19 protein-coding genes are annotated in these 26,249 nt (G+C 66.6%); 4 read left to right on the top strand and 15 right to left on the bottom strand.

Annotated features, from left to right (window positions below; translation table 11 throughout):
* The first annotated feature begins 304 nt into the window (after nucleotides 1–304).
* Nucleotides 305–2,404 carry a 3-hydroxyacyl-CoA dehydrogenase NAD-binding domain-containing protein gene (locus ACODS4_RS03570; protein ID WP_488860789.1) on the top strand — a complete coding sequence of 700 codons (2,100 nt, stop codon included), beginning with the start codon at nucleotides 305–307 and terminating at the stop codon, nucleotides 2,402–2,404.
* On the opposite strand, the gene ACODS4_RS03565 is transcribed toward ACODS4_RS03570, so the two are convergent.
* The gene (locus ACODS4_RS03565; RefSeq protein WP_488860787.1) at nucleotides 2,375–7,099 is read right to left on the bottom strand and encodes a tetratricopeptide repeat protein; all 4,725 of its coding nucleotides are present in this window, start codon (nucleotides 7,097–7,099) and stop codon (nucleotides 2,375–2,377) included. The genes ACODS4_RS03570 and ACODS4_RS03565 overlap by 30 nt on opposite strands.
* Nucleotides 7,096–9,111 (bottom strand): tetratricopeptide repeat protein, encoded by a 2,016-nt coding sequence (locus ACODS4_RS03560; RefSeq protein WP_488860785.1) that lies wholly within the window; start codon nucleotides 9,109–9,111, stop codon nucleotides 7,096–7,098. The genes ACODS4_RS03565 and ACODS4_RS03560 overlap by 4 nt, the downstream gene beginning before the upstream one ends.
* A 222-nt stretch (nucleotides 9,112–9,333) precedes the next feature.
* On the opposite strand from ACODS4_RS03560, the gene ACODS4_RS03555 reads away from it, so the two are divergent.
* Entirely contained in the window at nucleotides 9,334–11,130 is a 1,797-nt protein-coding gene (locus tag ACODS4_RS03555; protein ID WP_488860783.1) for a glycosyltransferase, read from the top strand.
* A gap of 49 nt (nucleotides 11,131–11,179) precedes the next feature.
* Here the strand turns inward: ACODS4_RS03555 and ACODS4_RS03550 are convergent, their stop codons facing one another.
* The 3 genes from ACODS4_RS03550 to ACODS4_RS03540 all read right to left on the bottom strand — a co-directional run bounded on the left by ACODS4_RS03550 (nucleotide 11,180) and on the right by ACODS4_RS03540 (nucleotide 14,346).
* On the bottom strand, nucleotides 11,180–11,884 hold the full coding sequence (locus ACODS4_RS03550; protein ID WP_488860781.1) for an ABC transporter ATP-binding protein: 705 nt from the start codon (nucleotides 11,882–11,884) through the stop codon (nucleotides 11,180–11,182).
* Nucleotides 11,885–11,968: 84 nt separating this feature from the next.
* On the bottom strand, nucleotides 11,969–12,706 hold the full coding sequence (locus ACODS4_RS03545; protein WP_488860990.1) for a sulfite exporter TauE/SafE family protein: 738 nt from the start codon (nucleotides 12,704–12,706) through the stop codon (nucleotides 11,969–11,971).
* Complete coding sequence (locus ACODS4_RS03540; RefSeq protein WP_488860780.1) at nucleotides 12,706–14,346, bottom strand: acyl-CoA synthetase; 1,641 nt, start codon at nucleotides 14,344–14,346, stop codon at nucleotides 12,706–12,708. The genes ACODS4_RS03545 and ACODS4_RS03540 overlap by 1 nt, the downstream gene beginning before the upstream one ends.
* 157 nt (nucleotides 14,347–14,503) lie before the next feature.
* Between ACODS4_RS03540 and ACODS4_RS03535 the strand changes: the two genes are divergently transcribed.
* Complete coding sequence (locus ACODS4_RS03535) at nucleotides 14,504–15,016, top strand: RT0821/Lpp0805 family surface protein (RefSeq protein ID WP_488860778.1); 513 nt, start codon at nucleotides 14,504–14,506, stop codon at nucleotides 15,014–15,016.
* Between the two features lie 13 nt (nucleotides 15,017–15,029).
* On the opposite strand, the gene pseG is transcribed toward ACODS4_RS03535, so the two are convergent.
* The 9 genes from pseG to ACODS4_RS03490 all read right to left on the bottom strand — a co-directional run bounded on the left by pseG (nucleotide 15,030) and on the right by ACODS4_RS03490 (nucleotide 24,513).
* Nucleotides 15,030–16,097 carry a UDP-2,4-diacetamido-2,4,6-trideoxy-beta-L-altropyranose hydrolase gene (gene pseG, locus ACODS4_RS03530; RefSeq protein ID WP_488860776.1) on the bottom strand — a complete coding sequence of 356 codons (1,068 nt, stop codon included), beginning with the start codon at nucleotides 16,095–16,097 and terminating at the stop codon, nucleotides 15,030–15,032.
* A 33-nt stretch (nucleotides 16,098–16,130) separates the two neighbouring features.
* A complete protein-coding gene (locus ACODS4_RS03525; RefSeq protein WP_488860774.1) occupies nucleotides 16,131–17,189 on the bottom strand; it encodes an alpha-ketoacid dehydrogenase subunit beta in 1,059 nt (352 codons plus the stop codon).
* Nucleotides 17,182–18,165, bottom strand: a complete 984-nt coding sequence (locus ACODS4_RS03520) for a thiamine pyrophosphate-dependent dehydrogenase E1 component subunit alpha (RefSeq protein ID WP_488860772.1) — start codon at nucleotides 18,163–18,165, stop codon at nucleotides 17,182–17,184. The genes ACODS4_RS03525 and ACODS4_RS03520 overlap by 8 nt, the downstream gene beginning before the upstream one ends.
* Before the next feature lie 46 nt (nucleotides 18,166–18,211).
* Nucleotides 18,212–19,225, bottom strand: coding sequence for a GHMP family kinase ATP-binding protein (locus ACODS4_RS03515; protein WP_488860770.1), 1,014 nt, complete (start codon nucleotides 19,223–19,225; stop codon nucleotides 18,212–18,214).
* A complete protein-coding gene (locus ACODS4_RS03510) occupies nucleotides 19,222–19,947 on the bottom strand; it encodes a nucleotidyltransferase family protein (RefSeq protein ID WP_488860768.1) in 726 nt (241 codons plus the stop codon). Before ACODS4_RS03510 ends, ACODS4_RS03515 begins: the two co-directional genes overlap by 4 nt.
* Entirely contained in the window at nucleotides 19,944–21,491 is a 1,548-nt protein-coding gene (locus ACODS4_RS03505; protein ID WP_488860766.1) for a B12-binding domain-containing radical SAM protein, read from the bottom strand. Before ACODS4_RS03505 ends, ACODS4_RS03510 begins: the two co-directional genes overlap by 4 nt.
* Before the next feature lie 45 nt (nucleotides 21,492–21,536).
* Nucleotides 21,537–22,481, bottom strand: a complete 945-nt coding sequence (locus ACODS4_RS03500) for an NAD-dependent epimerase/dehydratase family protein (RefSeq protein ID WP_488860764.1) — start codon at nucleotides 22,479–22,481, stop codon at nucleotides 21,537–21,539.
* 20 nt (nucleotides 22,482–22,501) lie between these two features.
* Nucleotides 22,502–23,671, bottom strand: a complete 1,170-nt coding sequence (locus ACODS4_RS03495; RefSeq protein ID WP_488860762.1) for a DegT/DnrJ/EryC1/StrS family aminotransferase — start codon at nucleotides 23,669–23,671, stop codon at nucleotides 22,502–22,504.
* Nucleotides 23,672–23,814: 143 nt separating this feature from the next.
* Nucleotides 23,815–24,513 carry a hypothetical protein gene (locus tag ACODS4_RS03490; protein ID WP_488860761.1) on the bottom strand — a complete coding sequence of 233 codons (699 nt, stop codon included), beginning with the start codon at nucleotides 24,511–24,513 and terminating at the stop codon, nucleotides 23,815–23,817.
* Between the two features lie 247 nt (nucleotides 24,514–24,760).
* Here ACODS4_RS03490 and ACODS4_RS03485 point away from each other — a divergent pair, with 247 nt between their 5' ends.
* Nucleotides 24,761–25,396: an HD family hydrolase gene (locus ACODS4_RS03485; RefSeq protein WP_488860759.1), complete on the top strand. Its 636-nt coding sequence runs from the start codon at nucleotides 24,761–24,763 to the stop codon at nucleotides 25,394–25,396.
* 12 nt (nucleotides 25,397–25,408) lie between these two features.
* Here the strand turns inward: ACODS4_RS03485 and ACODS4_RS03480 are convergent, their stop codons facing one another.
* Nucleotides 25,409–25,888 carry a helix-turn-helix domain-containing protein gene (locus tag ACODS4_RS03480; RefSeq protein WP_488860757.1) on the bottom strand — a complete coding sequence of 160 codons (480 nt, stop codon included), beginning with the start codon at nucleotides 25,886–25,888 and terminating at the stop codon, nucleotides 25,409–25,411.
* Nucleotides 25,889–26,249 lie beyond the last annotated feature (361 nt).

Raw genomic sequence — 26,249 nt, 5'->3', positions numbered from 1 at the left:
TCAGAAACCGCCTCATCTGCCCAAGGCTCCACGCCCGTGTCCGTTCGCTCCAGGTTGCTTACGTTAGGTTATACGGCATAGGCGGGCACATCCTGCGCCAGAGCGCGCATTTTTCTCAAACCCTCTCGTATTTTCCATAACTAATATTATGAGTTAAAAATCGAGATTCATCAAATTCCGCTTAATGAAATTAAATTCCGAAAACTTGCATCTCTGCTTTCGTCTGCTACACTGACCATCCGGGCCTGCCCCGTCCCGTCAACAATCATCCAACCGAATCCGCCCTTTGGGAGTTCAGACGATCATGGTGAGCAGCGTTGTGTCCTATCGGCGCGTCGGTCGCGTCGGCGTCATCACCGTTGATTACCCGCCAGTCAACGCGGTGGGCGTCGGCGTCCGCAGCGGCCTGCGGAGCGCGCTGGACGCCGGGTTGGCCGACGCGGAGGCGGACATCCTGCTGCTGACCGCCGCCGGACGAACCTTCATGGCCGGGGCCGATATCCGGGAGTTCGGCAAGCCGTCCCAGCCGCCGATCCTGCCCGAGGTGATCGCCGCCTTCGACGCCAGCGCCAAGCCCATCGTCGCGGCGATCCACGGAACGGCGTTGGGCGGCGGGCTGGAGGTCGCCTTGGCCTGTCACTTCCGCGTGGCCTTGCGGTCGGCCAAGCTGGGCTTGCCGGAGGTGAAGCTCGGGCTTCTGCCAGGGGCTGGCGGCACTCAACGCTTGCCGCGCCTGATTGGTCCGGCCAAGGCGCTGGACATGATCCTGTCGGGCGATCCGGTGACGGCGGCGACGGCGCTGGAGCTTGGCTTGATCGACGCGGTCGATGACAGCGATTCAGCCTTGGACGCGGGCCTGCGTCTGGCCGAACGCGCCTTGGCGGAGGGCTGGACGCCTCGCCCGACCAGCGCGCGGACCGACACAATCACCGGCATCGACCCGGCGCTGTTCGCGGAGCGCCGCGCCGTCCTGGCCAAGCGCGCGCCCCATCTGTTTTCGCCGCACCGCTGCGTCGACGCGGTCGAGGCCGCCGTCACCCTGCCCTTCGCCGACGGCGTGGCGCGCGAGCGGGAGTTGTTTCTCGCCTGCATGGAGTCGCCCCAGCGCGCCGGATTGATCCACTCTTTCTTTGCCGAACGGGAGGTCGCCAAGATCCCCGGCCTGCCCACCGACACGCCTAAACGTGACGTGCGCGCGGTGGCCGTGATCGGGGCCGGCACCATGGGCGGCGGCATCGCCATGTGCTTCGCCAACGCGGGCTTTCCGGTGCGATTGCTTGACGCCGCCGCCGAAGCGCTCGACCGGGGCGTTCAGGCGATCCGCCGCAATTACGAAGCCAGCGCGAAAAAGGGTAAGCTGACCGACGCGCAGGTGGACAGCCGCATGGCGTTGATCCGCCCCACCCTGTCCTACGACGATCTCGCCGACGCCGATCTGGTGATCGAAGCGGCCTTTGAAAACATGGAGATCAAGCGTCGGATCTTTGGGGAGTTGGACCGGGTGTGCAAGCCGGGGGCGATTTTGGCCACCAACACCTCGACGTTGGACGTCAACGCCATCGCCGCCGCGACCAGCCGCCCGCAAGACGTGGTGGGGATGCATTTCTTCAGCCCGGCCAACGTGATGCGCCTGCTGGAGAATGTCCGGGGGGCGCAAACGGCGGACGACGTGCTGGCCACCGTGATGGATCTGGCGCGGCGGATTGGCAAGGTCGGCGTTCTGGTCGGCGTCTGCTATGGCTTCGTCGGCAACCGCATCCTGCACCAGCGCGGGCGGGAATCCATGGCGCTGGTGGACGAGGGCGCCTCGCCCCAGCAGGCCGACCGGGTGCTGACGGAGTTTGGCTTTCCGCTCGGCCATTTCGCCATGACCGATCTGGCGGGCATCGACGTCGGCTGGCGCATCCGCGAGGAGCGGCGCAAATCCGGCGATCCCGACGCTCAAGCGGTCAATTGGCTTGACGCGCTGGCCGAACAGGGGCGCTTCGGCCAAAAGACCAACGCCGGGATCTACCGCTACGAGCCGGGCAGCCGGGTCGCCATCCCCGATCCGGCGGTGGACGCCTTGATATCCGCCGACCGCGCCAAACGGGGACTCGTCCCGCGCGTGGTGTCGGACGACGAGATCCGTGATCGCTGCCTCTACGCCATGGTCAACGAGGCCGCCAAGATCCTGGATGAGGGAATCGCCGCCCGCCCGGTGGACGTGGACGCGATCTGGCTGCACGGCTACGGCTTTCCCGCCCATCGCGGCGGGCTGCTGTTCTGGGCCGATCAGGTGGGTTTGCCGGTGATCGCCGAGGCCGTCGAGGGCTACCACGCCCGGTTTGGCGGCAGCCATTGGGAACTGTCGCCGCTGCTGCGCCGTCTGGTTCTAGAGGGCCGGGGCTTTCGCGACCTGTAACCGGCGCAGGCGCCGCGCGACCTCGGCCAGCGCGGCGTCATGGCCGTCCCCAGCTTGGCGCAAACCCATGGTGGCAAACCAGGGGCGAACCGCGCTGCCCAGCGTGGACCAGTCCCCCGCCCCGCTCAGTCGCCAGACCGGGGTTCCCACCGCCGCCGCCAGTTCCCCGACCGACGTCGGGGCCGTCACCACCAGATCCAGCCCGGCCATCAGCGCCGCCACGTCGTCCAGATCGTCGCGCAGATCCAGATCGGGCCAAACATGGGGGGCGACGCCGAAGCGGCGCCGCGCCTCGGCCAACTCCTCGGCGCACTCGTCATATTGCAGATTGACCAGCCGCAGACCGGGCAAGGTCAACAACGTTCCCCATTGCGCCAAGCGGCTGTAGGCCCCGGCCCGTTCCGCCGTGACCCGGCTGCTGCGCCAACAAACCCCCACCGTCAATCCTTGCCCCAACGCCGCCAGACGGTCGCGCCAGCGCTGGGCGTCCTCCGGCGACGGCGTCAGAAAGGGAACGCGCGGGGGAAAGGCGGCAAGGCTGGGCCGCAGGCGCGCGGCGACGTCGCCCATCGGCGCGTGGTGATCGGCGTCGCGCGGATCGACCGTCGGCGGACGGACCAACGCGCCGGGCAGCGCGCGGGCGAACAGGCGGACCAGACGCGGGTCGCATTCGACGATCACCCGCCCGGCACGCGCCAGCAGATCGGGCAAAACCGTGCCGAACAGAATCTCGTCGCCCAGCCCTTGTTCTCCCCAAACCAGGATGGTCCGACTGGCCAGGTCTTCCCCCCGCCATTCGGGCAGGGCGAAGCGTCGGGCCTGCGCCTCCCCGCTGGCGAAGCGCTGTTGGTAATCCGACCACCCCCCGGCCAGATCCCCCGCCGCCAACCGCAGCAGCGCCCGGTTCATCCGCGCGTCGGCCCGATCCGGGATCAGGATCAACGCCCGCTCCGCTCCCAGCCGGGCTTCCCGCGTGGCCCCGAGAACCTGCGCGGCGTGTCCGATGTTGAGATGGGCCTCGGCCAAGGCGGGGTTGAGCGCCAACGCCCGCCGCAGCGCCGCTCGCGCGTCGTCCCACCGCGAATCGCCGGCCAAAGCGGTTCCAAGGTTGGACCAGGATTTCGCGTGACCGGGCGTCACCCGCAAGGCCCGGCGATGCCGCGCCGCCGCCGCGCCAAAGCGGCCCAAACCTTTCAGCGCCGCGCCGCCGGTGGTCCAGGCCCCCGCCAGCGCCGGGGCCAGAACGAGAGCGTTCCGGCAAGCGGCCACAGCCTCGTCGTAGCGCTTGCCGGTCAGGAAGGACGCTCCCAGATTGCCCCAGCTCTCCGCCGATTGCGGGCGCAGGCGCACGGCGCGGCGGCAGCAGGCGATGGCGTCGTCTATGGTTTCACTGCGCCCTTGCAAGGCGACGCCCAAATTGTTCAGCGCCTCGACGAAGGCCGGGAACAGGGCCAGGGCGCGGCGGTGCTGTTCGATGGCGGCCTCAATCCGCCCCTGCCCGGCCAGCGCGAGGCCAAGATTGGCGTGGGTCGCCGCCCGATCCGGCTCCCGCGCGATGGCCCGCCGGTGCCAAGCCGCCGCCGCCGGGTCGCCCAATCCGCGCAGGATCGCCCCCAACAAATCCAGCGTCGCCGCCCGGTCGCCGCCCAGATTCACCGCCTGACGCAGGCTGTCCGCCGCTTCGGCGCGGCGGCCCAGATGGAACAGGGCGACGCCCAAACCGGCGTGGGCGTCGGCGTCGTCCTCGGCCAACGCCAGCGCCGCCCGATACTGTTCGGCGGCTTCGACCGCCCGACCCAGATCGTTCAGCAGCGCGCCCAGCCCAAGCCGGGCGTCGAGCGCCTGGGGATCGCGCGCCACGGCGTCACTCAAGCAGGCCAGAGCTTCGACCCTCCGCCCCATGGCGTGCAGGAGGGTGCCGAGATTGGCCAGCGCTTGAGGAAAATCCGGGCGCTGCGCCAAGGCGGCGCGATACCGCGCCTCGGCTTCCGGCAAGCGGCCCAGCGCCTGAAGCGCGCTGCCCAGATTGTTCAGCGCGTCCGGGTGGACCGGGCGCAGGCGCAGCGCGGTTTCGTAGCGCGCCACCGCCTCGGGCAAACGGTGAAGCGCCTGGAGCGTGGATCCAAGATTGCCGTGATACTCGGCGACCTCCCCCCGTTGGGCGATGGCCCTTTCGATCAGGGCTGCGGCCTCCGGGTTGCGCCCTTGCTGGTGGGCGATGACGCCCGACAGATGCAGCGCGTCCGCGTGATCGCCATCCAAGGCCAGGATGCGGCGGTAACAGCCGTCGGCCTCCGCCAACCGCCCCGCTTGGTGATGCCGCAGCCCCTCGCCCAGCAGCCCCGCCAAAAGCTTTGGGTCGGCGGGCGACGGTGGCCCGGCTTTGGCCGCCTCTGACGGCGCAAGTCGGCGCAAGTCGGCGGCCATCTGGGCCAGCGTGTCGGGCAACGCCTCGCCCGCGCGCGGTTGGAACAGCCGCATCGTCGGAAACCATGGGCGCGCCCGCGCTCCCAGTTGAGTCCAGTCGCGCGTGCCGAAACGCCAGACCGGCGCGCCCAGCGCCCCCGCCAGCTCGCCAACCGACATGGCGGGCGAAATCACCAAATCCAGATTGGCGATCAGCGCCGCCACCCCATCGAAATCATCCTTCAGGTTCAGATCGTCCCAGCGGTGCAGACGAACGCCGAAACGCGCCTCGGCTTGCCGGATCTCGTCCGCGCAATCGCCATATTGCAGAACCACCCAGGCGATTCCGGGAATGGCGAACAGCGCTCCCCACTGGTTGAGATCAAGATAGGCGGCGCGACGCTCCGCCGTCAGAAACTGGCTGCGCCAGCCGATGCCGACGGTCAAAGCGCCGCCCAGTTTGGCCACCCGATCCCGCCATTGCGCGACCAGCGCCGGATCGGGAACCAGCCAGGAGGGTCGGGCGGGAAACGCGGGCAGGCCGGGACGGGTCACGCGCGCCAGCGACCCCATCGGGACATGGCGGTCGTAATCGGCGATCGCCCGGCTCTCCCGCCCCTGCCCGTCAATGGCCTCGGCCCGCACCAGGACGCCGGGGAAAGAGCGCGCGAAAAGTGGAACCAGACGCCGGTCCACCTCAAGGATGGTGGAGCGGGTTCGCGCCGCCACTTCCGCGCACAGACCGGAAAACAGGATGCTGTCGCCCACCCCCTGCTCTCCCCAGATCAACAGGCGACGCCCAGTCAGATCTTCGCCCCGCCACGCTTGCGCGCGCGGTTGCCGCCCAACCCCCACCTGCCCGGAGGCGAAACGCCACGCGTAGCCTGACCAACCAGCGGCCAAATCGCCACGCTCCAACCGCAACAGCCCCTTGTTGAAATGGGCCAGCGCCAGATCGGGCCGCAGCCGCAGCGCCCGGTCATAGCTTCGCTCGGCCTGTGGGTCGCCCAGCCGTTGCCCGGCCAGACCAAGATTGCTCCAGGCTTCGGCGTAGGCCGGATCCAGGGCGACGGCGCGGCGGTAGCAGGGAACGGCCCCGGCAAAGTCCTGCCGCCCTTGCAGGGCGTGGCCATAATTGTTGTTCGGCACGGCGGCGCCGGGGTTGAGGCGAAGCGCGCGGCGGTGGCACGCTTCGGACTCCGCAAAACATTCTTCCTCCCGCAGAGCGTTGCCGAGGTTGGAGTGAACCTCCACCCGACCCGGTTCCAGCGCGGCGGCGATCCGCCAGGCGGGCAACGCCGCTTGTGTCCGACCCTGCGCCTTGCGGGCGTTGCCCAGATTGTTCCAGGCCCCGGCCAGATCGGGTTTGCGGGCCAGTGCGGCGCTGTGCAGGGCCTCGGCCTCCGTCGGGTGGCCTTGGGCGGCCCGGATCGAGCCGAGATTGTCGCAGGGTTCGGCGAATTTCGGGTCTATCGCCATCGCCGCGTCGAAGCAAGACGCGGCGTCGTTCGGTTGATTCATCGCTTGAAGAAGAAGGCCGAAATTGTTCAAAAATATCGGATTTTCTGGTTCAATCCTCAACGCGTCGATGTAGCGCCCGGCGGCCTCTTCCAACCGCCCGGCGGCGTGCAGGCTGGCGGCGAGACCAGCCAACGCGACGGCGTCGCTGGTCGCCGCGCCGCCGCGCGCCAGCGCTTGGCTCAGCGCGTCGGCGGCCTCTCCGGCCCGGCCCAAGGCGTTCAGGCTGGCGGCGAGGTTGTTCCAGGGGCGCGGGTCGCTGGACAAGCGTTGGGCGGCCCGGCGGTGCGCGGCGACCGCCTCCTCAAACCGCCCCAGATCATGCAGGAGCGCGCCGAGATTGAGGTGCGCGTCCGCCAGATCGGGGGCCAACCGCGCCGCCTCCGCGTATTGAAGAACCGCGTGCTCACGTTGCCCCAGCGCCGCCAGGGCTAGCCCCAAATTGAACCGCGCCCCGGCGTGGTTGGGGTTGCGGGCGATGGCGCGCTCTTGCGCCGCCACCGCCTCCGTCAGCCGACCCAGCGCCTGGAGCGCCAACCCCCGGTTGCCGTGAAAATCGGCGGGTTTGGGGTCAAGGCGGATTGCTTTATCAATAAATTCAAGTGCTTCATCATTTTTATTCATCTGATGCTTAAGGACGCCAAGCAGATGAAGCGCGTCGGCGTGCTTGGGGCGTGCGCGCAAAACCTTGCTGTACAAGGCTTCCGCCGCGTCGAGAGCGCCCGTTTGGTGCAGGCGCAGGGCTTCGGAAAACCATGCGTCTACGCTCACAAATCACCTCCACAAAAACGTAGAATATCTTGAGACGCCTGGAAAATTGCCCCATCAAGTCCGCCACCGACCAGCGGACGCAGACTGCGCATGCTGGGGAACCAGGGGCGGGTCGCCGCCCCCAGATGGGTCCAATCCAGGCCGCCAAGGCGCCAGACCGGCACGCCCAACGCTCCGGCGAATTCGCCCGCTGAGGAGGCCACCGTCACCACAAGATCCAACCCGGCGATCAGGGCGGCGGTCCCCTCCAGATCGGCGGTTTGGTCCAGATCGCTCCAGCGATGGATGGTCACGCCGAAACGACGTTCGGCGGCGGCGATCTCGTCCTCCCGCCCGTCATACTGAAGGCTGACGATCCGCAGATGGGGCAGGCGCAGCAGCGGCCCCCATTGGTCGAGCGTGGTGTAGGCGGCCCGCCGCTCCGTGGTGATCCGGCGGCTGGTCCAGGCGACGCCGACGGTCAGCCCCGGCCCCAAACCGGCCAACCGCCCGCGCCAATCCGCCGCGCGCGCCGGGTCCGGGACCAGCCAGCCTGACCGCGCCGGGAAATCGGCCAACCGCCCGCGCAGCAGGCGCGGCAGCGAGCCGAAGGGCAGATGGCGATCCGCGTCATCGGGCCGCAGGGTCGGCGCCCGGACCAGCGCGGACGGAAAGGAGCGCTGGAGCAGCGGAACCAGCCGGGGATCGCATTCGATGATGAGGAAGCCGACCCGACCAACCAGATCGGGCAGGACCGACCCGAACATAAGCTCGTCGCCCAACCCTTGCTCCGCCCACAGCAGCAAACGGCGCCCGGTCAAATCCTCGCCCCGCCATTCCGGCATGGGAAATTCGCGTGAACGCCCCAAACGCCCAGAGGTGAAACGGTCGGCGTAATCCTCCCACCCGGTTTTCAGGCGACCATGACGCAGCCGCAGCAGGGCGCGGTTGAAACGGGCGGTCGATTCCTTTGGATCAAACTCCAACGCGCGGGTGTAGCTGTTTTCCGCCGCCCGGTCGTCGCCCAGATCCTGAAGGGCTTGACCAAGGTTGGAATGGGCGGCGGCGTAGTCGGGCCGCAGATCCAGCGCCCGGCGTTGCAGGGCCGCCGCCTCGGCGCAGCGCCCTTGCAAGCGGCGCACGCTGCCCAAATTGGTCAAGGCTTCCGTCATCGACGGGACCAACCGCAGGGCCTTGGCGAAGGCGGCGGCGGCCTCGTCAACGCGGTCACGCTTTTGCTGATCCAGTCCCCAGCCGTTCCAGGCTTCCGCATCGGATGGTTGCAGGGTCATGTAACGCCGATAGAGCGGCTCGACGGTCTGGCCATGACGCTGCGCCACTCCCGCCAAAGCCAGCAACGCCCCAGCGTGATCGGGGCGTTGGCGCAGCGCCTCGCGCAAAACGGCCTCCCCCTCGTCGTTCCGGTCCAGATCGAGCAGGGCGAGGCCAAGGGCGGCGCGGGCGTCGGCGAGACGCGGGGCCAGCGCCAACGCCTGCCGCAACACCGCTTCGGCCTCGCCCGAACGATTCAGCGTGCGCAGGACGGCGCCCAGATTGCCCAGCGCCTCGGCGTAGTCGGGCCGGGTTCGCAGGGCTTCGCGGTAGGCGTCGGCGGCCTGATCGAACCGCCCTTGCGTGTTCAGGGCGTTGCCCAACGTGTTGGCTGCTTCCGGGAAGGAAGAGCGCAGGCGCAGGGCGGCGCGGGCCGCCGCTTCGGCCTCCTCCGCCCGCCCCAGGGCCTGGAGCGCGTAGGCCAGATTGGCGTGATAATCGGGCGCTGTCCGGTTCGCGGCCACAGCCTGTCCAATCAGATCGGCGGCCTCGGCGAAACGTCCGGTCTGGCAGGCGATCATGCCCAACAGATGCAGCGCGTCGGGTTGGCGGGGGTGGGCCGCCAAAGCCTGCCGATAGAGCGCCTCGGCCTCGGCCAGCCGACCGACCTGATGCAGCGGCACGGCTTGCGCCAACAGCGCGGCGGCGGCCTTGCCCCCCTTGGCGTTCGTGTTGGCGGCCCTGCGTTGGTTCCGGTTCATTTTGCCGCCTGCTGGTCGGTTGGCGCGTGTGGCCTCAGCCAATAGCATGTTTCAGAAGGATGCACAGAGCGGACGTCTTTTCCATCCGCCCCACCCATGACCCTGCGAAAAGTTGACCGCCCCGTCGGCAAAACAGGGTAAATATGGGGGGATCAAACAGACGATCTGCACAACCAGCCGCCGAATTCAGGGTCCCACGGACCCGGCAACAGGAACGTCATCATGGACATGATCGAACAGACGCTGGCCGTCGCGACCGAGCATCACCGCGCCGGGCGCACCGATGAGGCCCAGCGCCTGTATCGCGATGTGCTGGACGCATCGCCCGGCCACCCCGACGCGCTGCATCTGCTGGGCGTGATCGCCCTGCAAAGCGGACGGGCGGCGGAAGCGGCGGAGTTGATCGGCAAGGCGGTGGTCAGCGATGGTGGATCGGCCCTGTTCCACGCCAACCTCGGCCATGCCCTGCACGCTTGCGGGCGGACGCGCGACGCCGCGCTCAGCTTCGCCCGCGCGCTGACCCTGCTCAACAACCAGGGCGAAGGCTGGGCCAACATCGGGGCGCTGGCCAACCTGATCCGCCGCTACGACGACGACACCCGCAAGGCTGCGACGGCGGAGGTTGACGCGAGTTATGGCATGGGCGACGTGATGCGCCGTCATTCCTTGCTGTTCTTGCTGTCGGGCGACATCGCGCATTACCAGAATCTGGTTCAGGCGGTGCTGGACGAGCCTCTGCGTTTTTCTGTGGCGTCGCTCCATTACGCCTATTGGGGCATGGCCATGCGCCTGTTCCAGGGCGAGGCTCATCTGGGCGACGTCGGGGCTTTCACCGGCGGCCCCTTCCGCCGATTTTACCGCCTGCTGGTCGAAGAAACCTCCCGACGTTACGGCATCGCCGTTCGGGTGCGCCGCGCCCAACCGCGCGACTCGATCAAGCGCGTGGCGCTCATCACCAACCAGATGCTGGGTCAGGGCCATCAGCCGACGGTGGACGCCTTCGACTACGCCCGCCGCCTTCAGAACGAGCAGGGCTGCGAGGTCGTCATCATCAACCCCAACGCCATGGCGGTGGCGGGCGAAAACGGCTTCGTGCCCGAATACAGCTACAATGTGACCGAGGAGTATGACGGCGATCAGACCATCACCGCCTTCGGCGCGCGGGTGCGGATGCTGTCCTTTCCGCAAAAGCATTTTGACGAAGGCAAGCTGCACGCCATCGTCGACGCGGTCGAAGGCTTCGATCCCGACGTCATCGTGTCGTTCGGCGGCTCCAACACCATCGCCGACCTGTTCGCCCGCACTCGGCCCGTCGTCTGCCTGCCGACCTCGACCGGGCTGCCGCCGTCGCTCGCCCGGCTGATTCTGGGCTGGGGGCCGGAGGACAGCGCGGAAGGCTGGCCCGACGACGTGCGGGACCGTTTCCGCCCCTTCTCCTTCGGTTGGACTCTGCCCGAGGGCGGCGCGCCGCTGACGCGCGGCGATTTTGGCCTGGACGACGGCATGCCAGTCTTCGCCGTCGTCGGCAACCGCCTGGATCAAGAGGCCGGGCCGGAGTTCCTGGCCCGCATCGACGCGCTGCTGGATCGGCTTCCTGCCGCGCGGGTCGCCTTCGCGGGCGCGGTGGAGAATCTGCCCGCCCGCGTCGCCGCGCTGCGCAACGCCGCCCGCGTTGACGTTCTGGGTCATGTGGACGACATCCGCGCCTTCTATCGGGTGGTCACGGCCTATCTGAACCCGACCCGCCAGGGCGGTGGCGGCAGCGCCGCCTTCGCGTTGGCCGAGGGGCTGCCGGTGGTCACGCGCAGCGGCGGCGACGTCGCCAGCGTCGCCGGTCCCGCCTTCATCGTCCCTGACGACGCGGCGTTCCTGGAGCGGGCGGTCGCTCTGGTGGAGGACGCCGATCTGCGCGCCCGACAATCCGCCGCCGCCAAGGCGCGATTCGCCGACACCGGCGACCGCGCCCGCTCGGTGGAGCGGTTGTTGGGCTACGCGCTGGAGGCGCAACAGCCCCGCTGACAACTGGCGACAAGGAGCGGCGCCCCCGCTCCTTGTCCGCCTTCTGACGTCACAGACCCAAATAGGCCTGTTTGACCGCCGGATCGTCCAGCAACGCCGCGCCCGTGCCGGACAGCGCCACCCGGCCATTTTCCAGAACATAGGCGCGTTGGGCGATTTTCAGCGACGCCGCGACGTTCTGTTCAACCAGAATGATCGTCATGCCGTCCGCCGCCAAAGCGCGGATGATGCGGAACAGCTCCTGCACCAGTGCGGGAGACAGGCCAAGCGACGGCTCGTCGAACATAATCAGATCGGGCTTGCCCATCAGACAGCGGCCAATCGCCAGCATCTGCTGTTCGCCGCCCGACAGGGTTCCGGCGGCCTGATCCATCCGCTCCAACAGGCGGGGAAACAGGGCCAGCACCCGTTCCATGGTCTGCTTGGCCGAGGCGCGCGCGCGGGGGATGACCGCGCCCATCTCCAAATTCTCGCGGATGCTCAGGCTGGGGAAGATTTGCCGCCCCTCCGCCACCTGCCCAACGCCGAGGTCGCACACGACGTGGCTGGGCAGCCCCGCGATGTCCCGGCCCCGGAAACGGATGCTGCCGCGCGCCGGTTTCAAAATGCCCGCCACCGTGCGGATCAACGAGGTTTTGCCCGCGCCGTTCGCGCCGACAATCGCCGTGGTCGATCCCTCCGCCACCTCCAACGTCACGCCGTCAAGCGCCTGGGCGTCGCCGTAAAACAGGTCGAGATCGGAAACGGACAGCATGGCGGGCGCACCGGCGGAAACGAAGGGGAGCGCACTTTACCGCGCACGCTTCCCTTTTTCATCTTTCCTCACGCGGGGCCTTGTTCACTTGGCGAAAAACACCGCGCTCATGCCCAGGCCGACGGCGATGATGCTCCCGCGCAGGATGGGTTGGGGAATGCGGCGGCCCAGCCGCGCGCCGACATACCCCCCGGCCACCGCCGCCAGCACCATCAACGTGGCCTTGGGCCAATCCACCGCCCCGCCCAGCGCGTAAGCGGCCACCGCGATCGCCGTCAGCACGGTGGAGAACAGATTTTTCAGCCCGTTCATGGCGTTGAGGTTGGTCATGCCGAACAGGCTCAACTGCGCCAGCAGCAAAATTCCCAGCCCGCCGTTGAAATAGCCGCCATAAACCGACACGGCGAACAGCGTGCCGAGCAGCGCGCCGCGCCCGTGCAGCCCGACCGCGCGCAGGCGGGCGGCCAACGCGCCGCCAAAGGCGAACAGCCCGGTGGCGACCAGCAGCAACCATGGCACGATGCCGCGAAACACCGCGTCCGGCGTCACCAGCAACAGCCCCGCCCCGGCCAACCCGCCCGCCAGACTGACCAAAGACAGCAACGGCAAGCTGACGTCGCCCACCGGAGTCAAATCCTGGCGGTAGCCGTACAGCCCGCTGGCGTAGCCGGGCAGCAGCGCCACCGTGCCGGTCGCGTTGGCGGCGACGGGCGGCGCCCCGGCGTAGATCAAGGCGGGCAAGGTGAGGAAGCTGCCCCCACCGGCCACGGCGTTCATCGCCCCCGCCAAAAAGGCGGCGGTCAACAGCAGAAGTTCGGTCATCATGTCCGGTCGCGCAGTTCTCGGCGGATGATCTTGCCGGTGGTGGTCATGGGCAGGCTGTCGAGAAAGACGATGGCGCGTGGGTATTCATGCGCCGCCAGCCGGGTTTTCACATGCTCCTGGATCGAGGCGACAAGCGCGTCGTCCGCCGTCACCCCGTCCTGAAGCACGACGAAGGCCTTGACGATCTCGGTGCGCAGGGGGTCGGGCGCGCCGACCACGGCGGCCATGCGCACGGCGGGATGGCCGATCAGGCAATCCTCGATCTCGCCCGGGCCGATGCGGTAGCCCGCCGAGGTGATGACGTCATCGTCCCGCCCGACGAAGCGGATGTAGCCGTCGGCGTCCAACTCCCCCTGGTCGCCGGTGACGAGCCAATCGCCGATGAATTTCGCCGCCGTCGCCGTCGGGTTGTTCCAATAGCCCAGAAACATCACCGGGTCGGGCCGCCGCACGGCGATCAACCCCAATTCGCCGGGCGGCAGCCGCTCGCCCCGCTCGTCGATCACCGCCACGTCATGGCCCGGCGCCGGGCGTCCGATGATCCCCGGCTTGGACGGCATCAGCGTCGCGGCGGAGGAGACCAGCATGTTGCATTCGGTCTGGCCGTAAAACTCGTTGATCGTCAGGCCGAAGGTCTGGCGGCCCCAATCCAGCAGTTCCGCCCCCAACGTCTCGCCGCCGCTGGCGACCGAGCGCAGGCGGTAGGCGTGGCGCGCCGCCGGATCGACGACCGACCGCATCATCTTCAACGCCGTTGGCGGCAAAAATGTGTTGCGGACCTGGAACTCCGCCAGCAGACGAAAGGCCTGCTCGCCGTCGAACTTCTCAAACCGATGGGACACCACGGTCACGCCATGGTGCCAAGCGGGCAGCAGCACGTCGAGCAAGCCGCCGATCCACGCCCAATCGGCGGGCGTCCAAATGCGGTCGCCCGGCTGCGGGAACAGATCGTGGGACATCTCCACCCCCGGCAGATGCCCCAGCAGCACGCGATGGGCGTGCAGCGCCCCCTTGGGCTGTCCGGTGGTGCCGGAGGTGTAGATGATGATCGCCGGATCGTCCGCCGCCGTGTCCACCGGGGTGAAAACGTCCGACGCCGCGTCGGTCAGGCCGTGCCAATCCAGGCAGCCGTCCATGGCGTCGCCGCCGTCAGCGTCGGCTTCGGCGTCGATCCGAAAAACCGCGCGCAGGTCGGGCAGGCGATGCCGGATTTCGGCGATTTTGGCCGCCCCCGCCGCGTCCGTCACCACCGCCCGCGCCCCGCAATTGGCCAGCCGGTATTCCAACGCCTCGACCCCGAACAGGGCGAAGAGCGGCACGGCGACGCCGCCCATTTTGTAAACGGCGATGTGGGAAATGGCGGTTTCCGGGGCTTGCGGCAGCAAAACGCCGACCCGGTCGCCCCGTTCCACCCCATGGGCGATCAGCACGTTGGCGAAGCGGTTGGACAGGGCGCGGATGTCGGCGAAGCGGTGCTCCTCCACCCCGCCGTCGCGGCGTTTGTGGATCAAGGCCAGCCGTTGCGGGTCCGCGTCCGCCCAGCGGTCACAGACGTCCACGCCTATGTTGTAACGTTCCGGCACGCGCCACACGAAGTGATCGCGCACCGTTTCATAGCGGTCGCCGGTCGGCAGCATCGCGTTTCCCCCATGTGTTTCTTGTCGGCGCTGGATGCGCCGTTGCGTGGATCATAGGGGCAAGCAACCGATGGCGTCACGCGGATGGAACAATTTGCGGGTCTGCCATGTTCACCCCTGTGTCAGCGATTCGCATCGCGCAACCAAAGAGCCAACCATGAGCGCCCGTCCCCTTCTCGCCGCCCTCCTGTCCGCCAGCCTGTTGGCCGCGCCGCTCGCCGGTTGCGCCCAGCCCGGCTATGGCGGCGACAGCTTCGGCGGCGTTCAAGCCAACAAACAGACCGCCGGAACCATTCTGGGCGGCGTGGTCGGCGGCGTCGCCGGGTCGCGCTTTGGCGGCGGCAGCGGCAAGCTGGTCGCGGTGGGAATCGGCACGCTGCTGGGCGCCGCCTTGGGCAACGCGGCGGGCGCCTCGCTCGACCGCGCCGATCAGACCTACGCGGAGCAGGCCGCCCAGAACGCCTATGGCGCGCCGACCGGCCAGACCATCCGTTGGAACAACCCGGAAACCGGCAATTACGGAACCTACACCCCGGTGCGGGATGGCCGCAGCCAAAGCGGCGAATTCTGCCGCGAGTATCAGACAAGCATCGTCGTCGGCGGGCGGACGCAACAGGGCGTCGGCGCCGCGTGCCAACAGCGCGACGGCAGTTGGCGGGTTGTGGACTGACGGAAAAACGCGATCAGGCCCGAACGCGCGGCTGCGCGCGGGCGCGCGGCGCGGTCAGAGCGCGGGCGATGCGAATCGCCCCCTCGCCGTCCAGCGGCAACGCGCCCGCCGCCGCCGCCATGCGCTGGCGGCGGGCGCCGTCGGCCCACAGCGTCAACGCTGCGTCGGCGATGGTCGCCACCATGTCGCCGTCGCGCGCGTCCAGCGCGTCGCACCAGCCCAGCGTCGCCGCGTCCTGGCTGGCCAAGGCCTGATTGTCCGCCGTCACCACCAGCAGCGTGGGCACAGCCAAAGCCGCCAACTCCCCCATGGTTCCGCCGCCCGCCGACACGGCCAGCCCGGATTCGGCCATCACCGCCCCCATGCGTGGGCAATCGACCTGGACGGCGACGCCCGGCCCGAGACGATCCGCCAGAGCGGCGACCTCCGCCGCGCGCGGGTTGCTGCCGCCGACCACGGCGACCAAACGGCAATCGTCAGGCCGTCGTTCCGCCAAGGCCGCCAACAGCGGCCCGGTCAACCCGAGCGGGTCCGACCCGCCGAAGGTCAGCAAAAGAACCGGACGATCCGCGATGGCGTGATGGGCTTCCCGCGCCGCCAACCGCAACTCCCGGCGCAACGGCGCGTAGCTGGGGCCGAGCAGCAGAACCGCACCCGGCGCCATGCGGTCATAGGGCAGCCGATGCGCCTGCGGCGCGGCGTTGACCACCAGATCGGCGTGCAGCGCGCCGCCGTCGCCCAGATCGTCCCACGCCATCACACGGATCCGCGCCGCCTGCAACCCGGCGCGGTAGGCTTCGCCAAAATGGTAGCCGTCCAGCATCACCGCCGAACAATGCTCCAACCGCATGGCCGAGCGGGTCGCCGCCAAATCCGCCGCCTGCCCCACCGGCCCGGCGATGGCGATTTGTCGGAAACCCTCCGCTTTCAACCGTCGGTCGATGGCCGGGGTGGATTCGGCGCTGGCGAACAGCACCTCATGCCCGTCGTCGCGCAACGCCTCGGCCACCGCGAGGCAACGCATCACATGCCCCGTTCCAATCTCAGGCGATGCGTCGGCGCGGGCAAGGATGATGGCCATCGGCGTCTGTCCGAATGCGCAGCCGCTCCCCTGTCAGAAGGGGCCGCGAAACTGCGCCTGATGAGCGAGTTTGGCCCGTTCCGGGTCGGGAGTCCAGGCGGGGGCCGTGGGACGAACCAGCGCATGAACGGTCGAAGCGACGGTGCCGGGATTCGGGTAGAAGGCGGCCTCCAGCGCTGGCGACGGCGGGCAGGCGGTGGCGGCGAAGCCGATGCGCTTGACGGCGATTCCGCCCTCCGGCCCGACCCGCTCCAGCACCGCCGCGACGATCTCCGCCCCCACCCCGCAGGCGGTCCAGCCATTGTCGGCCACCACCAGCCGCCGGGTGCGCCGCGCGGAGTCCACGATGGTGTCGATGTCGAGCGGGGCGAGCCAAATCGGGTCGATCACCTCCGCCCCGATGCCGATTTCCGCCAGCAATTCACGCGCGCGCAGGCATTCCAGCACCATGTTGGAGACGCCGACCAACGTCACGTCGTCGCCCGGCGCCACCACCCGCGCCTTGCCCGGCAAAACCTCATACGGGGTTTCCGGGACATAGGCCTCGGTCGGGTACAGCAGCCGGTGTTCCATGAAGATCACCGGGTTGTCGTCGCGGATCGCCGCGATCATGCAGCCCTTGACGTCGTGGGCGTTGCTGGGCGCGACCACCTTCAGCCCCGGCACATGCATGAACATGGAATGCAGGCCCTGGGAGTGCTGCGCGCCCTGCCCCCACGACTTGCCGACCATGGAGCGGACGACCAGCGGCACCTTGACCGACCCGCCATACATGGCGCGCGCCTTGGCGGCGATGTTGACCAGTTGGTTCATGCAGAGCAGCAGGAAATCCATGCGGATGTGGACATGGATCGGGCGCATCCCGGCCATGGCCGCGCCGATGGCCACGCCGGTCATCGCGTCTTCCGACAAGGGCGTGGTGAAGACGCGCTCCGGCCCGAATTCCGCCAACAGACCGGCGGTCGAACCCTGGATCGACTTGTGGTCGTCCACGTCGAGGCCGAAGACGAAGACGTCCCCGTCGCGCCGCATTTCCTGCGCGACCGCTTCGCGCAGAGCGTCAACATAGCGCAGCAGGCGCCCTTCAGGCATAGACGTGGTCATAGAGGTCCTCGGACACCGGGAAGGGGCTGGTTTCGGCGAAAGCGAAGGCGGCGGCCACCGTGGCGACGATTTCCGTCTCCAGGGCGGCGACACGCTCCGGCGGCAGCAGGCTGGCCAGCCGCGCCACCTCGTCGCGTTCCGCCCAGGGCGTCATCTCCGACGCCGGGCGGTAGCCTTGGTTGAAATCCTCGTTCGGGCCGACATGCTCGCGCCAGCGATAGCAGGTTACTTCCAGAAAGGCCGGACCCTGCCCGGCGCGCATCGCCGCCACCGCCGACCGCGCCGCGTCGCGCACGGTGAAAACGTCGCCGTCGGTGATCTTCGTCGTCGGAATGCCGTAGGTCGCGACCCGCTCGCACAACCGTTCGGTCGCCCAGCGTTTCGCCAGCGGCTCGTGAATGGCGTAGCCGTTGTTTTCGCAGACGAACAGGATCGGCAGCTTGTGCAGCGCCGCGAAATTCAGGCTTTCGGCGAAGCACCCTTCTTCGGTCGCGCCGTCGCCGATGAAGCAGGCGACCACCCCGCCGGTCGCCTTGCGTTTGGCGGCAAGCGCGAAGCCGGTCGCCACCGGGATCGAGGTGCCGACCACCGCCGAGGCGCCGATCACCCCCGCTTGCATGTCCACCAGATGCATCGACCCGCCGCGCCCCTGGGCGCAGCCCGCCTTTTTGCCGTACATCTCGGCGATCATCGCGTTGAGGTCGCCGCCCTTGGCGATGTAGGCGGCGTGGCCCCGGTAGGTGATCGACACATGATCGCGTGGTTCCAGCGCGTCGCAGACGCCGACCGAGATGAATTCCTGCCCGATGGACAGATGCACCGGGCTTTTGATGACGTCGGTCGGATAGACGCGCGCCACCTCCTCCTCCACCAATCGGGTCAGGCGCAGCGCGCGGTAAAGGCGCTCGATCACAGCCGGATCTTGCGCTACGGCGGGGGCTTGGGCGTCTTGGGCTATGGACACGGAGACTTTCCTCTCAACACCATCGCCGCCGGTTCCAACGCAAGCGTCAGGCGCGGCGGCGGCGCTCGAAATCAGTGGGTTCATAGACGACGATCTTGCTGCCGCCGCTGTCGAAGCGGAAGGCCACCGCGATGAAGTCCTTCAGGCGTTCCCGCACCGCCGCTTGCCGTTCCGGTGGGATGAACAGCAGCAAAAAGCCGCCGCCACCCGCGCCCAACAGCTTGCCGCCCAAGGCCCCCGCCGACAGGGCGGCCTGATACAGCTCATCAATGGCGGTGTTCGACACGTTTGTCGACAGCTCGCGCTTGAGCATCCAACCGTCGTGCAGCAAACGGCCCAGATCGCAGAGGTCGCGCCGGGGGTCGCTCAGCATCGCCGCCGCTTCGTCCACCATGCCGCGCAGCGCGTGCAGTTGCGCCTCGCGCTTGTCGAGGTTGGCGATCTTCTCGCCCTCGATGGTCGAAGCGAAGCGGGACAGGCCGGTGAAATAGAGGACGAAATGGCTCTGGAGCGCGTCGCGCCGGTCGCGGTCAATGATGAGCGGCGTCACGTCGATGGCGCCGTCGGGCTGGAAATCAATGCGGTTCAGCCCGCCATAGGCCGCCCAAATTTGATCCTGCGACCCGACATTCTCACCGATCACCTCCTGCTCGATGCGGATCGCTTCCTCGGCCAACTCCTGCTTGCTGGCCATATGGCCGCGATACGCGTGCAGCGCGTTCAGCAGACCAACGGTGAAGGAGGAGGAGGATCCCAAACCGGACCGCGCCGGAAGGTCGCCGTCGTGGTGGATCTCCAACCCGTTTTCGATGCCCATTTCGGAAAGACAGGCGCGCACCGACGGGTGCTTGATCTCCTCGACCTCGCGCACCTGTTCGATGTTGGAATAGACGATGCGGTGCTTGTGCGCGAAGAAGGGCGGCAGAGCGCGCAGGCTGATGTAGCAATATTTGTCGATGGCCCCGCCGATCACCGCGCCGCCATGACGGTTGTACCATTGCGGCAGATCGGTGCCCCCTCCGAACAGCGAGACGCGGAAAGGGGTGCGGCTGATAATCACGCGTCTCTCCCGACGATCACGCCGCCCGCCGCCGCCAGACTCTCCGGCGTGCCGATGTCGATGAAACGGGCCTTCGCCACATGGGCGTGCAGGCTGCCCGGCGGGGCTTTTTCCAGAACGTCGCGTTCCAGCGACACGGCCCCCTCGGCGATGATCCGGTCGAGGAATGCGGTGGAAAACAGATAGACCCCGGCGTTTATGGTGCCGCTGCCCGGCGCCTTTTCGACAAAGCGGCGAATGCGGCTGTCCGGCCCAATGTCCACCCGGCCATAACGGGCGGCGTCGTCCACGTTGACGCACAACACCGACGCTTCAGCCCCTGACAGTCTGTGCGAAGCGACGAAAGCGCGCAAATCGGCGTCGAGAAACGTGTCGCCGTTGACAACCAGAACGACGCTCGACCGCAATTCCTTGCGGACATAGCCCAACGCCCCGGCGGTGCCAAGGGGGCGGGGTTCAATCTGACACACCACATCCATGGCGCCGGCCGAATCGCCGCGCGCCAGCCACGCCGTCACCCGGTCGGCCAGATGACCCAGGCACAAAACCACCCGGCGCGCGCCATAGGTCGACAGGTAATCCAGCAGATGGCCAAGGAAAGCCCGACCGGCCACCGGAGCCAGAACCTTCGGCGTGTCGCCCAGCACACCCCGGATGCGGGTGCCCAGCCCACCGGCCAGCACCGCGACGTCAATGTTGGCAAGAGCGTCTTCAGACCTCAACCGATCGCCCTTTCCTGCAAACCATCAGCCTCGTCCAGCAGCTTACGACGAAGCGTGTGCCGGGTCATCGACCGAATGTGACGGCTGGTGGCGTCGCCGAAACGTTGATCGACCATCTTCAAATAGCGTGGATTGGTGAAATATTCGGTAAAGGCCGCATCCCGAAACCGCAAAACATCCGCCGCCGACAGTGTCTCCGTCGCCAGTGGCTTGCAATCATAGCTGTGCTGCGAATAACCGCTCCAGCTTTCCGGCAAATCCCGCTCTCGTTCCACCGCCTGATTGTAGAGTGGTGAGCCTGGATAGGCCATGGCCGAATAGAAATTGGCGAACTCGCAGTTCAATTCCTTGGCAAGCTCCAGAGTCTCGCGCATCGAGTCCAGATCATCGTCGGGAAGCCCGAAGATGTAGTTGCCGATGACGTTGATGCCAGCCTCTTGGATCGCCCGGACGATGCCGACGATGTCCTCCGACCGCAGCGCTTTCTTGGCGCCGTCGCGCACATGCTTGCTGCCCGATTCGATGCCCAGCGCCAACCAGCGAACCCCAGCCCGGCGCAGCATCGCCAGCATCGCCGGTTTGACCGTGTCCACCCGCGCGTAGGCCCAGAAATTCAGCGTTCCGCCCAGCGCCTCGTTGCGCGGAATCAACGCTTCGCAAATCGCGGTGACGTGGCGCTCGTTCAGCACGAACATCTCGTCGACGATCTTGAAGGTGCGCACGCCATAGCGCTCGATCAGGATATCAATCTCGGCGATCACCGACGCCGGGCTGCGGAAACGGTAGCCGTTCTTGCCGAATGGCGCGTTGATGCAGCAAAAGCTGCATTTGTAGGGACAGCCGAGCGTCGTGTAGATCGACGCATAAGGCATCCGGCGGTCCATATCGCCGAAACACTGCCAATTGTGCGCCCGATATTTGTCCATCGGCAGCAGATCCCAAGCGTCGCCGGACAAGTCGCCGTCCAGATCCTCGACCAAGGGGGCCGGAGCGCTGCGTCGGACCACGCGCTCGCCTTCGTCCGTGTCCTGCCAGAAGGCCAGTCCGGGAACATCGGCGATGACGTCCAACCTGTCGGTCGGCAGGGCGCGCAGCAGGGCGTCCACCGTCACCGGTCCCTCGCCGGTCGCGACGAAATCCACCGCTTCCTCGCGCAAAGTGCGCTCCGGCAACGCTGCGGCGTGGCCGCCAATCAGGATGATCGGACGGCGCGGCGCGGCGTCTTTCACCGCGCGGGCCACCGCGCCCGCCGCCGGAAGCGACTGGGTGGACGCCGACGGTTGATGCCCATAGACGACCAGCGCCACCAACCGGGGATCCATCTCCGCGATCCGCAGAGCCACGGCCGCCGGATCGAGCGATTCCGCCTCGCTGTCGATGATGGCGACCCGGTGGCCCCGCGTCCGGCAATAATCGGCGATCAAACGGCACCACACCGGCGGTTCGACCGCCGTCAAGTCGTCGGCCAGAGTCTGGTAAACCTGCTTCCGCCCACCGGGATGGACAAGCACGAGGTCGATGCGGCCGTCGGTGGGGGTGGTCATGGGCGGAAGGAGCCTTTGTTCGATGCGAACGCCGCGCGTTCGTGGTCAGACATTGCCATGCTGGCTGTTGCGCAGCATGCGATAGCCCTTCATCAACTCCCGAACGCCGTCGTCGAGCGAGAAGGCGGGCTTGTAGCCGGTCGCTTCGATCCGTTCGTTCGACACGATGTAATCGCGCTTGTCGGGATCCTCGCCGATGGGGGCCTCCAGAAACACGAATTTCGGCAAATGGCGGGCGATGACTTCGCACAATTCCCATTTCGACAGGTTCGCGTCCGACAGGCCGACGTTGTAGGGCCGATCCTTCATCGCTTCAAAATTGTCCAGCCCGTGCAGGAAAGCGCGGGCGACGTCGCGGATGTGGATGTAGTTGCGCTTGAAATGCGGCTCGAACAGGACGACCGCGCGATCATAAATGGCGCGATAGACAAAGTCGTTGACCAGCAAATCCACCCGCATGCGCGGCGCCATGCCGAACACCGTCGCCAGCCGGAAGGAGATGGAGTTGCCGCGCTCCAACACCGCCGTTTCCGCCTCCACCTTGGTGCGGCCATACAGCGAGATCGGGCGCAACGGCGTGTCTTCGGTGCAGAACTTCCCTTTTTCTCCAATACCATAGCCGGAATTTGTCACCGGCATCATGATCCGCTGCTCACTCGACAGCAGTCGAATCAGCGTCAGCACCGCGTCGCGGTTGGTGCTGGTCGCCGCCAGGATGTCGGCGTCGCACATCGGCGCGCCGACCAGCGCCGCCAGCGGGATCACCACGTCCGCCTTGGCGACCAGCGGGCGCAAGGTCTCTTCGTTGCGGGCGTCGCCACGATGGATGTCGAAATTGGGGTGGGCGCAGACATGGGCCAGCGGCGTTTGTCGGAACAGGAAACTGTCGAGCACCGTGACCTTATGACCGGCGTCCAGCAGCGCCGGAACCATGATGGAGCCGAGATAGCCGGCGCCGCCGGTGATGAGGATGTTCTTGCTGTCGGCCATGGGCGTCTTCCGGTCAGGACTCAGGAGCACACGCGATCAAGCACGGCGCGCAGCCGTTCGATCTGCGGGGTCAGGTCAAAGGGGTGGTTGCCAACGAAGAAACCCAGATCATGCGCCGTGAAGGCGTTCTCAATCGCGCCGACCGTGTCGTAATCGTAATATTTCAGCACGTCATGGCGCAGAAAACAGCCGCCGGTGATGATGCGAAAGCCAATGTCGGCCTCTTTCAGCGCGGCGAACACTTTTTCCCGATCCGGGTTGAAGGCCGGATTGAGGATGACGGTGAAGCTGAAGCAGGACGAAACGCCATGTTCCCGCTGGATGATGAAACGCTCATCCCCGGCGAACAGCGCCTGGAACAACGCCATGTTCTTGCGTCGGGCGGCGGTCAGCGACGGCAACTTCTTCAACTGCTCGCGACCAATGGCGCCCTCCATCTCCAACGGACGGACGTTGTAGCCGGGCAGGATGAAACGGTAGGCCTCGAAATGATCCGATGACGTGCGCTCGTACAAGGGGGTGTCGTGCGGCAGGTCGCGGGTCCAACCATGGGCGCGCATGGACCGGCACAGATGGGCCAGTTCCAGATCGTCGGTCAGCACCATCCCGCCTTCCATCGTCGAGATGTGGTGCGAGAAGAAGAAGCTGAACGTGTTGAGGTCGCCGAAGGTTCCCGCCTTCTTGCCGTTCAGTTCGGCGTCCATCGATTCGCAATTGTCTTCCATGACATACAGGCCATGGGCGTCGGCGAAGGCCCGGATGACGTCCAGCGCCGCCGGGTTGCCCAGAATCGACACCGGAACAATCGCCCGCGTGCGCGGGGTCAGCGCTTGTTCCAGCTTCGAGACGTCGATGTTCAGCGTGTCCAGCTCAACGTCAACGAAACGGAGCTTCAGACCATATTGTTGCAGTGGGTGATAGGTGGTGGCCCAAGAGATGGCGGGAACGATCACCTCGTCGCCGCGCTGGAGCGGGCGCTCCTTTTTATAGGCCAAGGCCGCGACGGCGATCAAATTGGCCGAGGAGCCGGAATTGACCATGACTCCGTGCTTCACGCCGAAATAATCGGCGAACTCACGCTCAAAGGCCGCGACCTGTTCACCCATGGTGAAACGACCGGACGCAACGACGCGGTCAATCGCCGCGATCTCCTCCGACCCCCATGTGGTCGCCGCCAACTCGTAGAACATACACCCCACCCCGGTTTGTTGACTGGCCGTCACAGATCACTCGGGGTGTCCCACACGAACCCGCGACCAGCCCGTTCCGATTTGGAACGAAGGCTGTTAACAACGCTTTAATGACCGAACATGGAACGCCGTCATCACCCGCGTCAGGCGAACAGGCTGAAACTTCCCATCAGCTTTTGCGTGCCGGTCTGGCCGGTCGGAATTGAGTTCATCGAACTGATCGCCGAGTTCAGGCCATCAAGCATCTGCTGCTGGGCCTGCGTCATCTGGAACGGGCTGTCGCCTTTGCGGGGCGCCTTGGCGACGGTGTCGTAATCCTGGGAATAGCCGCCCATGCTGAACTGAATGGCGTAATTCTTGGGATCCTTGGCCGATTCGCCTTTGTCACGGGTTAGCCGCACCGTGTAATCCCCTTGGTCCAACGACAACTGCCCACGTTGCAGACTGCGGAAGGAATCATAGGCTTTGCCCGCGTTCTTGTTGCTGTCGGCGAGCACTTGGCCGGTCTTGCTCAACAACTGCACTTGCACGCCCTGATCGCCAATTTGCCCCATCGTCGCCTCACCTTTGCTGGTGACGCGGAATTTGTAAAAATCAACCGGATCGTTGGGCGCAAGCGTGCCGACCACGTTCAGCCGACTGACGTTTTTCGACAAAACGCCGATGTCGGTCGCAAACATGCGGCTGTCCGATGAGGATTTGCGGACCTGCTTTTCATAGCTCTTGACCTCCGCCGCCGGGGTCTGCGCCTGCTGTTGGGATTGGACATTGGCGATGGCGGCCTTGAGGGACTTGTTGAGGTCCGAGACCATCTGGCTGACGCTTGACACACCGTCCGACATGATCCCATCCCCCATAAGTCGCTCGGCGAGCGGACCTCACAATGGTCCGCCATCCTGTTCACGCCTTTTCACGGTAAGGCGGGTCTCGTTAATTGACAATTAATTTTCGACGCGCGTCCCGGTTTCAGCGCAGGAGCGGGGCCGGCTCACCGTAAACCAACCAGCGCGTGCCTTGATTGGAACAGTTGGCAGAGGCGGCGGAATGCCGTAGTTGGCGGCGCGGCCTTACAGATTGGGAGAAACGCCGATGTCCAGCGATGCGCGCGCCTGGGTCCGCATGCCGTCGGGCCGACGTTTGGATCTTTTGCACCCGACGCCGTTTGACTGGGACGACGGGGATCTTGCCCTGGGGTTGGCGCGCACCTACCGCTGGGGCGGCCATTCCGTCTGGCCGCTGCCGCTGTCGGTGGCCCAACATTCCATCACGGTGATGCTGCTGCGCCGCGCCGCCGCGCCCACCGGCCTTGATCCGCTCAGCGAACTGCGCGAACTGTTGCACGACGCCGAAGAAGGGCTGTTGGGCTTTGATTGCATCAGCGTGCTGAAACCTTTTCTCGGCGAGCGGTTTCGAGCGTTGTCGGCCCGACTCGAAGAGGCTGTGTTCCGACGCTATGGCTTGCCCGCTTGGACCGACGAGGAAAAGCGCGCGCACAAACGCGCCGACCGCGTGGCGGCGGCGACGGAGGCTGTGCACGTCGTCGGCTGGACCCCCGACGAAGTGCGCAAGACCCTGAAGATTCGTTTCAAGCCGCTCGACGCCGACCCCCTGGCCAAAGCCTATGGCGGCGCTCCTTGGGAGCCATGGCCCCCCGGTCTGGCGACGGACCGCTTTTTGGCGGAGTTGAAGCGCCTCACGGCCCGAATCGCTCAAAACATCCCGTAAAAGAGCGTCGCCTCAGGCGGTTCCACCCGCCCGAACCTGATCGTCGGCATGATCCGCCGCCCCGCCCTCCAGAGGCGTCTGGTCGGCGCACCGCTCCGCCAGTTCCAGGATCGCCGCCCGGACATGGGGATCGGGAATGCTTTGGAAATAACGGGCCAGCATCAAGGCTTCCCGCGACCCCAGCGTCGTGTCGGAGTCGGCGGCGCGCACGACGCAGGCCTCGGCGTCGGCTGTGGCCGGACGGCTTTCCAGCCCGTCAAAAAACACCGAAACCGGAACTCGGAAGAATTGCCCAAGCTTGAACAGACGGCTGGACGACACACGGTTGAACCCGCGCTCATATTTCTGCAACTGTTGGAAAGTAAGTCCCAAAGCCGCCGCGACGTCGCTCTGGCTTAGACCCGCCAACATTCTCAGTTCCCGCAGACGTTGTCCGACGAAAACATCAACATCGTTCAGGCCTTCTTTTTTCTCACGGCCACGTCTTTTCATGGCAGTCCCCTCGGGTGATTTAGCGCGCGCCCATCCAGCAAAAAACAAATCCGCCGGATCAAGCATGAAGATGTCTGATACCGGAGATTGATTCGTCGGAACACGGGCATGATTTGCAACTCAGCTAAGACAGGGGGAGGCAATTGTCAACCTCAGCTGATGCATTTATTCCATCTGGCCTGGATAATTCCCTTAATACTTAGCCATTCATCATATACGCTATGATTGTTTTTTTGCCCCACGGGGAAACCACTGGGGGTGGTGGTTGGCGGCGTGTCAAACCGGCAACACCGGCCCTGCGCTAGGCATATTTTGCCGGGCACTGGGCAAAATATGCCGCCCATTAACCCTCTGTTCATCA

It is taken from the genome of Azospirillum sp. FG154 (genome assembly GCF_057809575.1).
The sequence above is the reverse complement of the archived record's forward strand: the minus strand, read 5'-3'. Positions and strand labels throughout refer to the sequence as shown.

Coding starts and splice junctions, on each gene's coding strand:
- ACODS4_RS03570 (WP_488860789.1), top strand. CDS start 305: ATGGTGAGCAGCGTTGTGTCCTATCGGCGCGTCGGTCGCGTCGGCGTC.
- ACODS4_RS03560 (WP_488860785.1), bottom strand. CDS start 9,111: ATGAACCGGAACCAACGCAGGGCCGCCAACACGAACGCCAAGGGGGGC.
- ACODS4_RS03555 (WP_488860783.1), top strand. CDS start 9,334: ATGGACATGATCGAACAGACGCTGGCCGTCGCGACCGAGCATCACCGC.
- ACODS4_RS03550 (WP_488860781.1), bottom strand. CDS start 11,884: ATGCTGTCCGTTTCCGATCTCGACCTGTTTTACGGCGACGCCCAGGCG.
- ACODS4_RS03545 (WP_488860990.1), bottom strand. CDS start 12,706: ATGACCGAACTTCTGCTGTTGACCGCCGCCTTTTTGGCGGGGGCGATG.
- ACODS4_RS03540 (WP_488860780.1), bottom strand. CDS start 14,346: ATGCTGCCGACCGGCGACCGCTATGAAACGGTGCGCGATCACTTCGTG.
- ACODS4_RS03535 (WP_488860778.1), top strand. CDS start 14,504: ATGAGCGCCCGTCCCCTTCTCGCCGCCCTCCTGTCCGCCAGCCTGTTG.
- pseG (WP_488860776.1), bottom strand. CDS start 16,097: ATGGCCATCATCCTTGCCCGCGCCGACGCATCGCCTGAGATTGGAACG.
- ACODS4_RS03525 (WP_488860774.1), bottom strand. CDS start 17,189: ATGCCTGAAGGGCGCCTGCTGCGCTATGTTGACGCTCTGCGCGAAGCG.
- ACODS4_RS03505 (WP_488860766.1), bottom strand. CDS start 21,491: ATGACCACCCCCACCGACGGCCGCATCGACCTCGTGCTTGTCCATCCC.
- ACODS4_RS03500 (WP_488860764.1), bottom strand. CDS start 22,481: ATGGCCGACAGCAAGAACATCCTCATCACCGGCGGCGCCGGCTATCTC.
- ACODS4_RS03495 (WP_488860762.1), bottom strand. CDS start 23,671: ATGTTCTACGAGTTGGCGGCGACCACATGGGGGTCGGAGGAGATCGCG.
- ACODS4_RS03490 (WP_488860761.1), bottom strand. CDS start 24,513: ATGTCGGACGGTGTGTCAAGCGTCAGCCAGATGGTCTCGGACCTCAAC.
- ACODS4_RS03485 (WP_488860759.1), top strand. CDS start 24,761: ATGTCCAGCGATGCGCGCGCCTGGGTCCGCATGCCGTCGGGCCGACGT.
- ACODS4_RS03480 (WP_488860757.1), bottom strand. CDS start 25,888: ATGAAAAGACGTGGCCGTGAGAAAAAAGAAGGCCTGAACGATGTTGAT.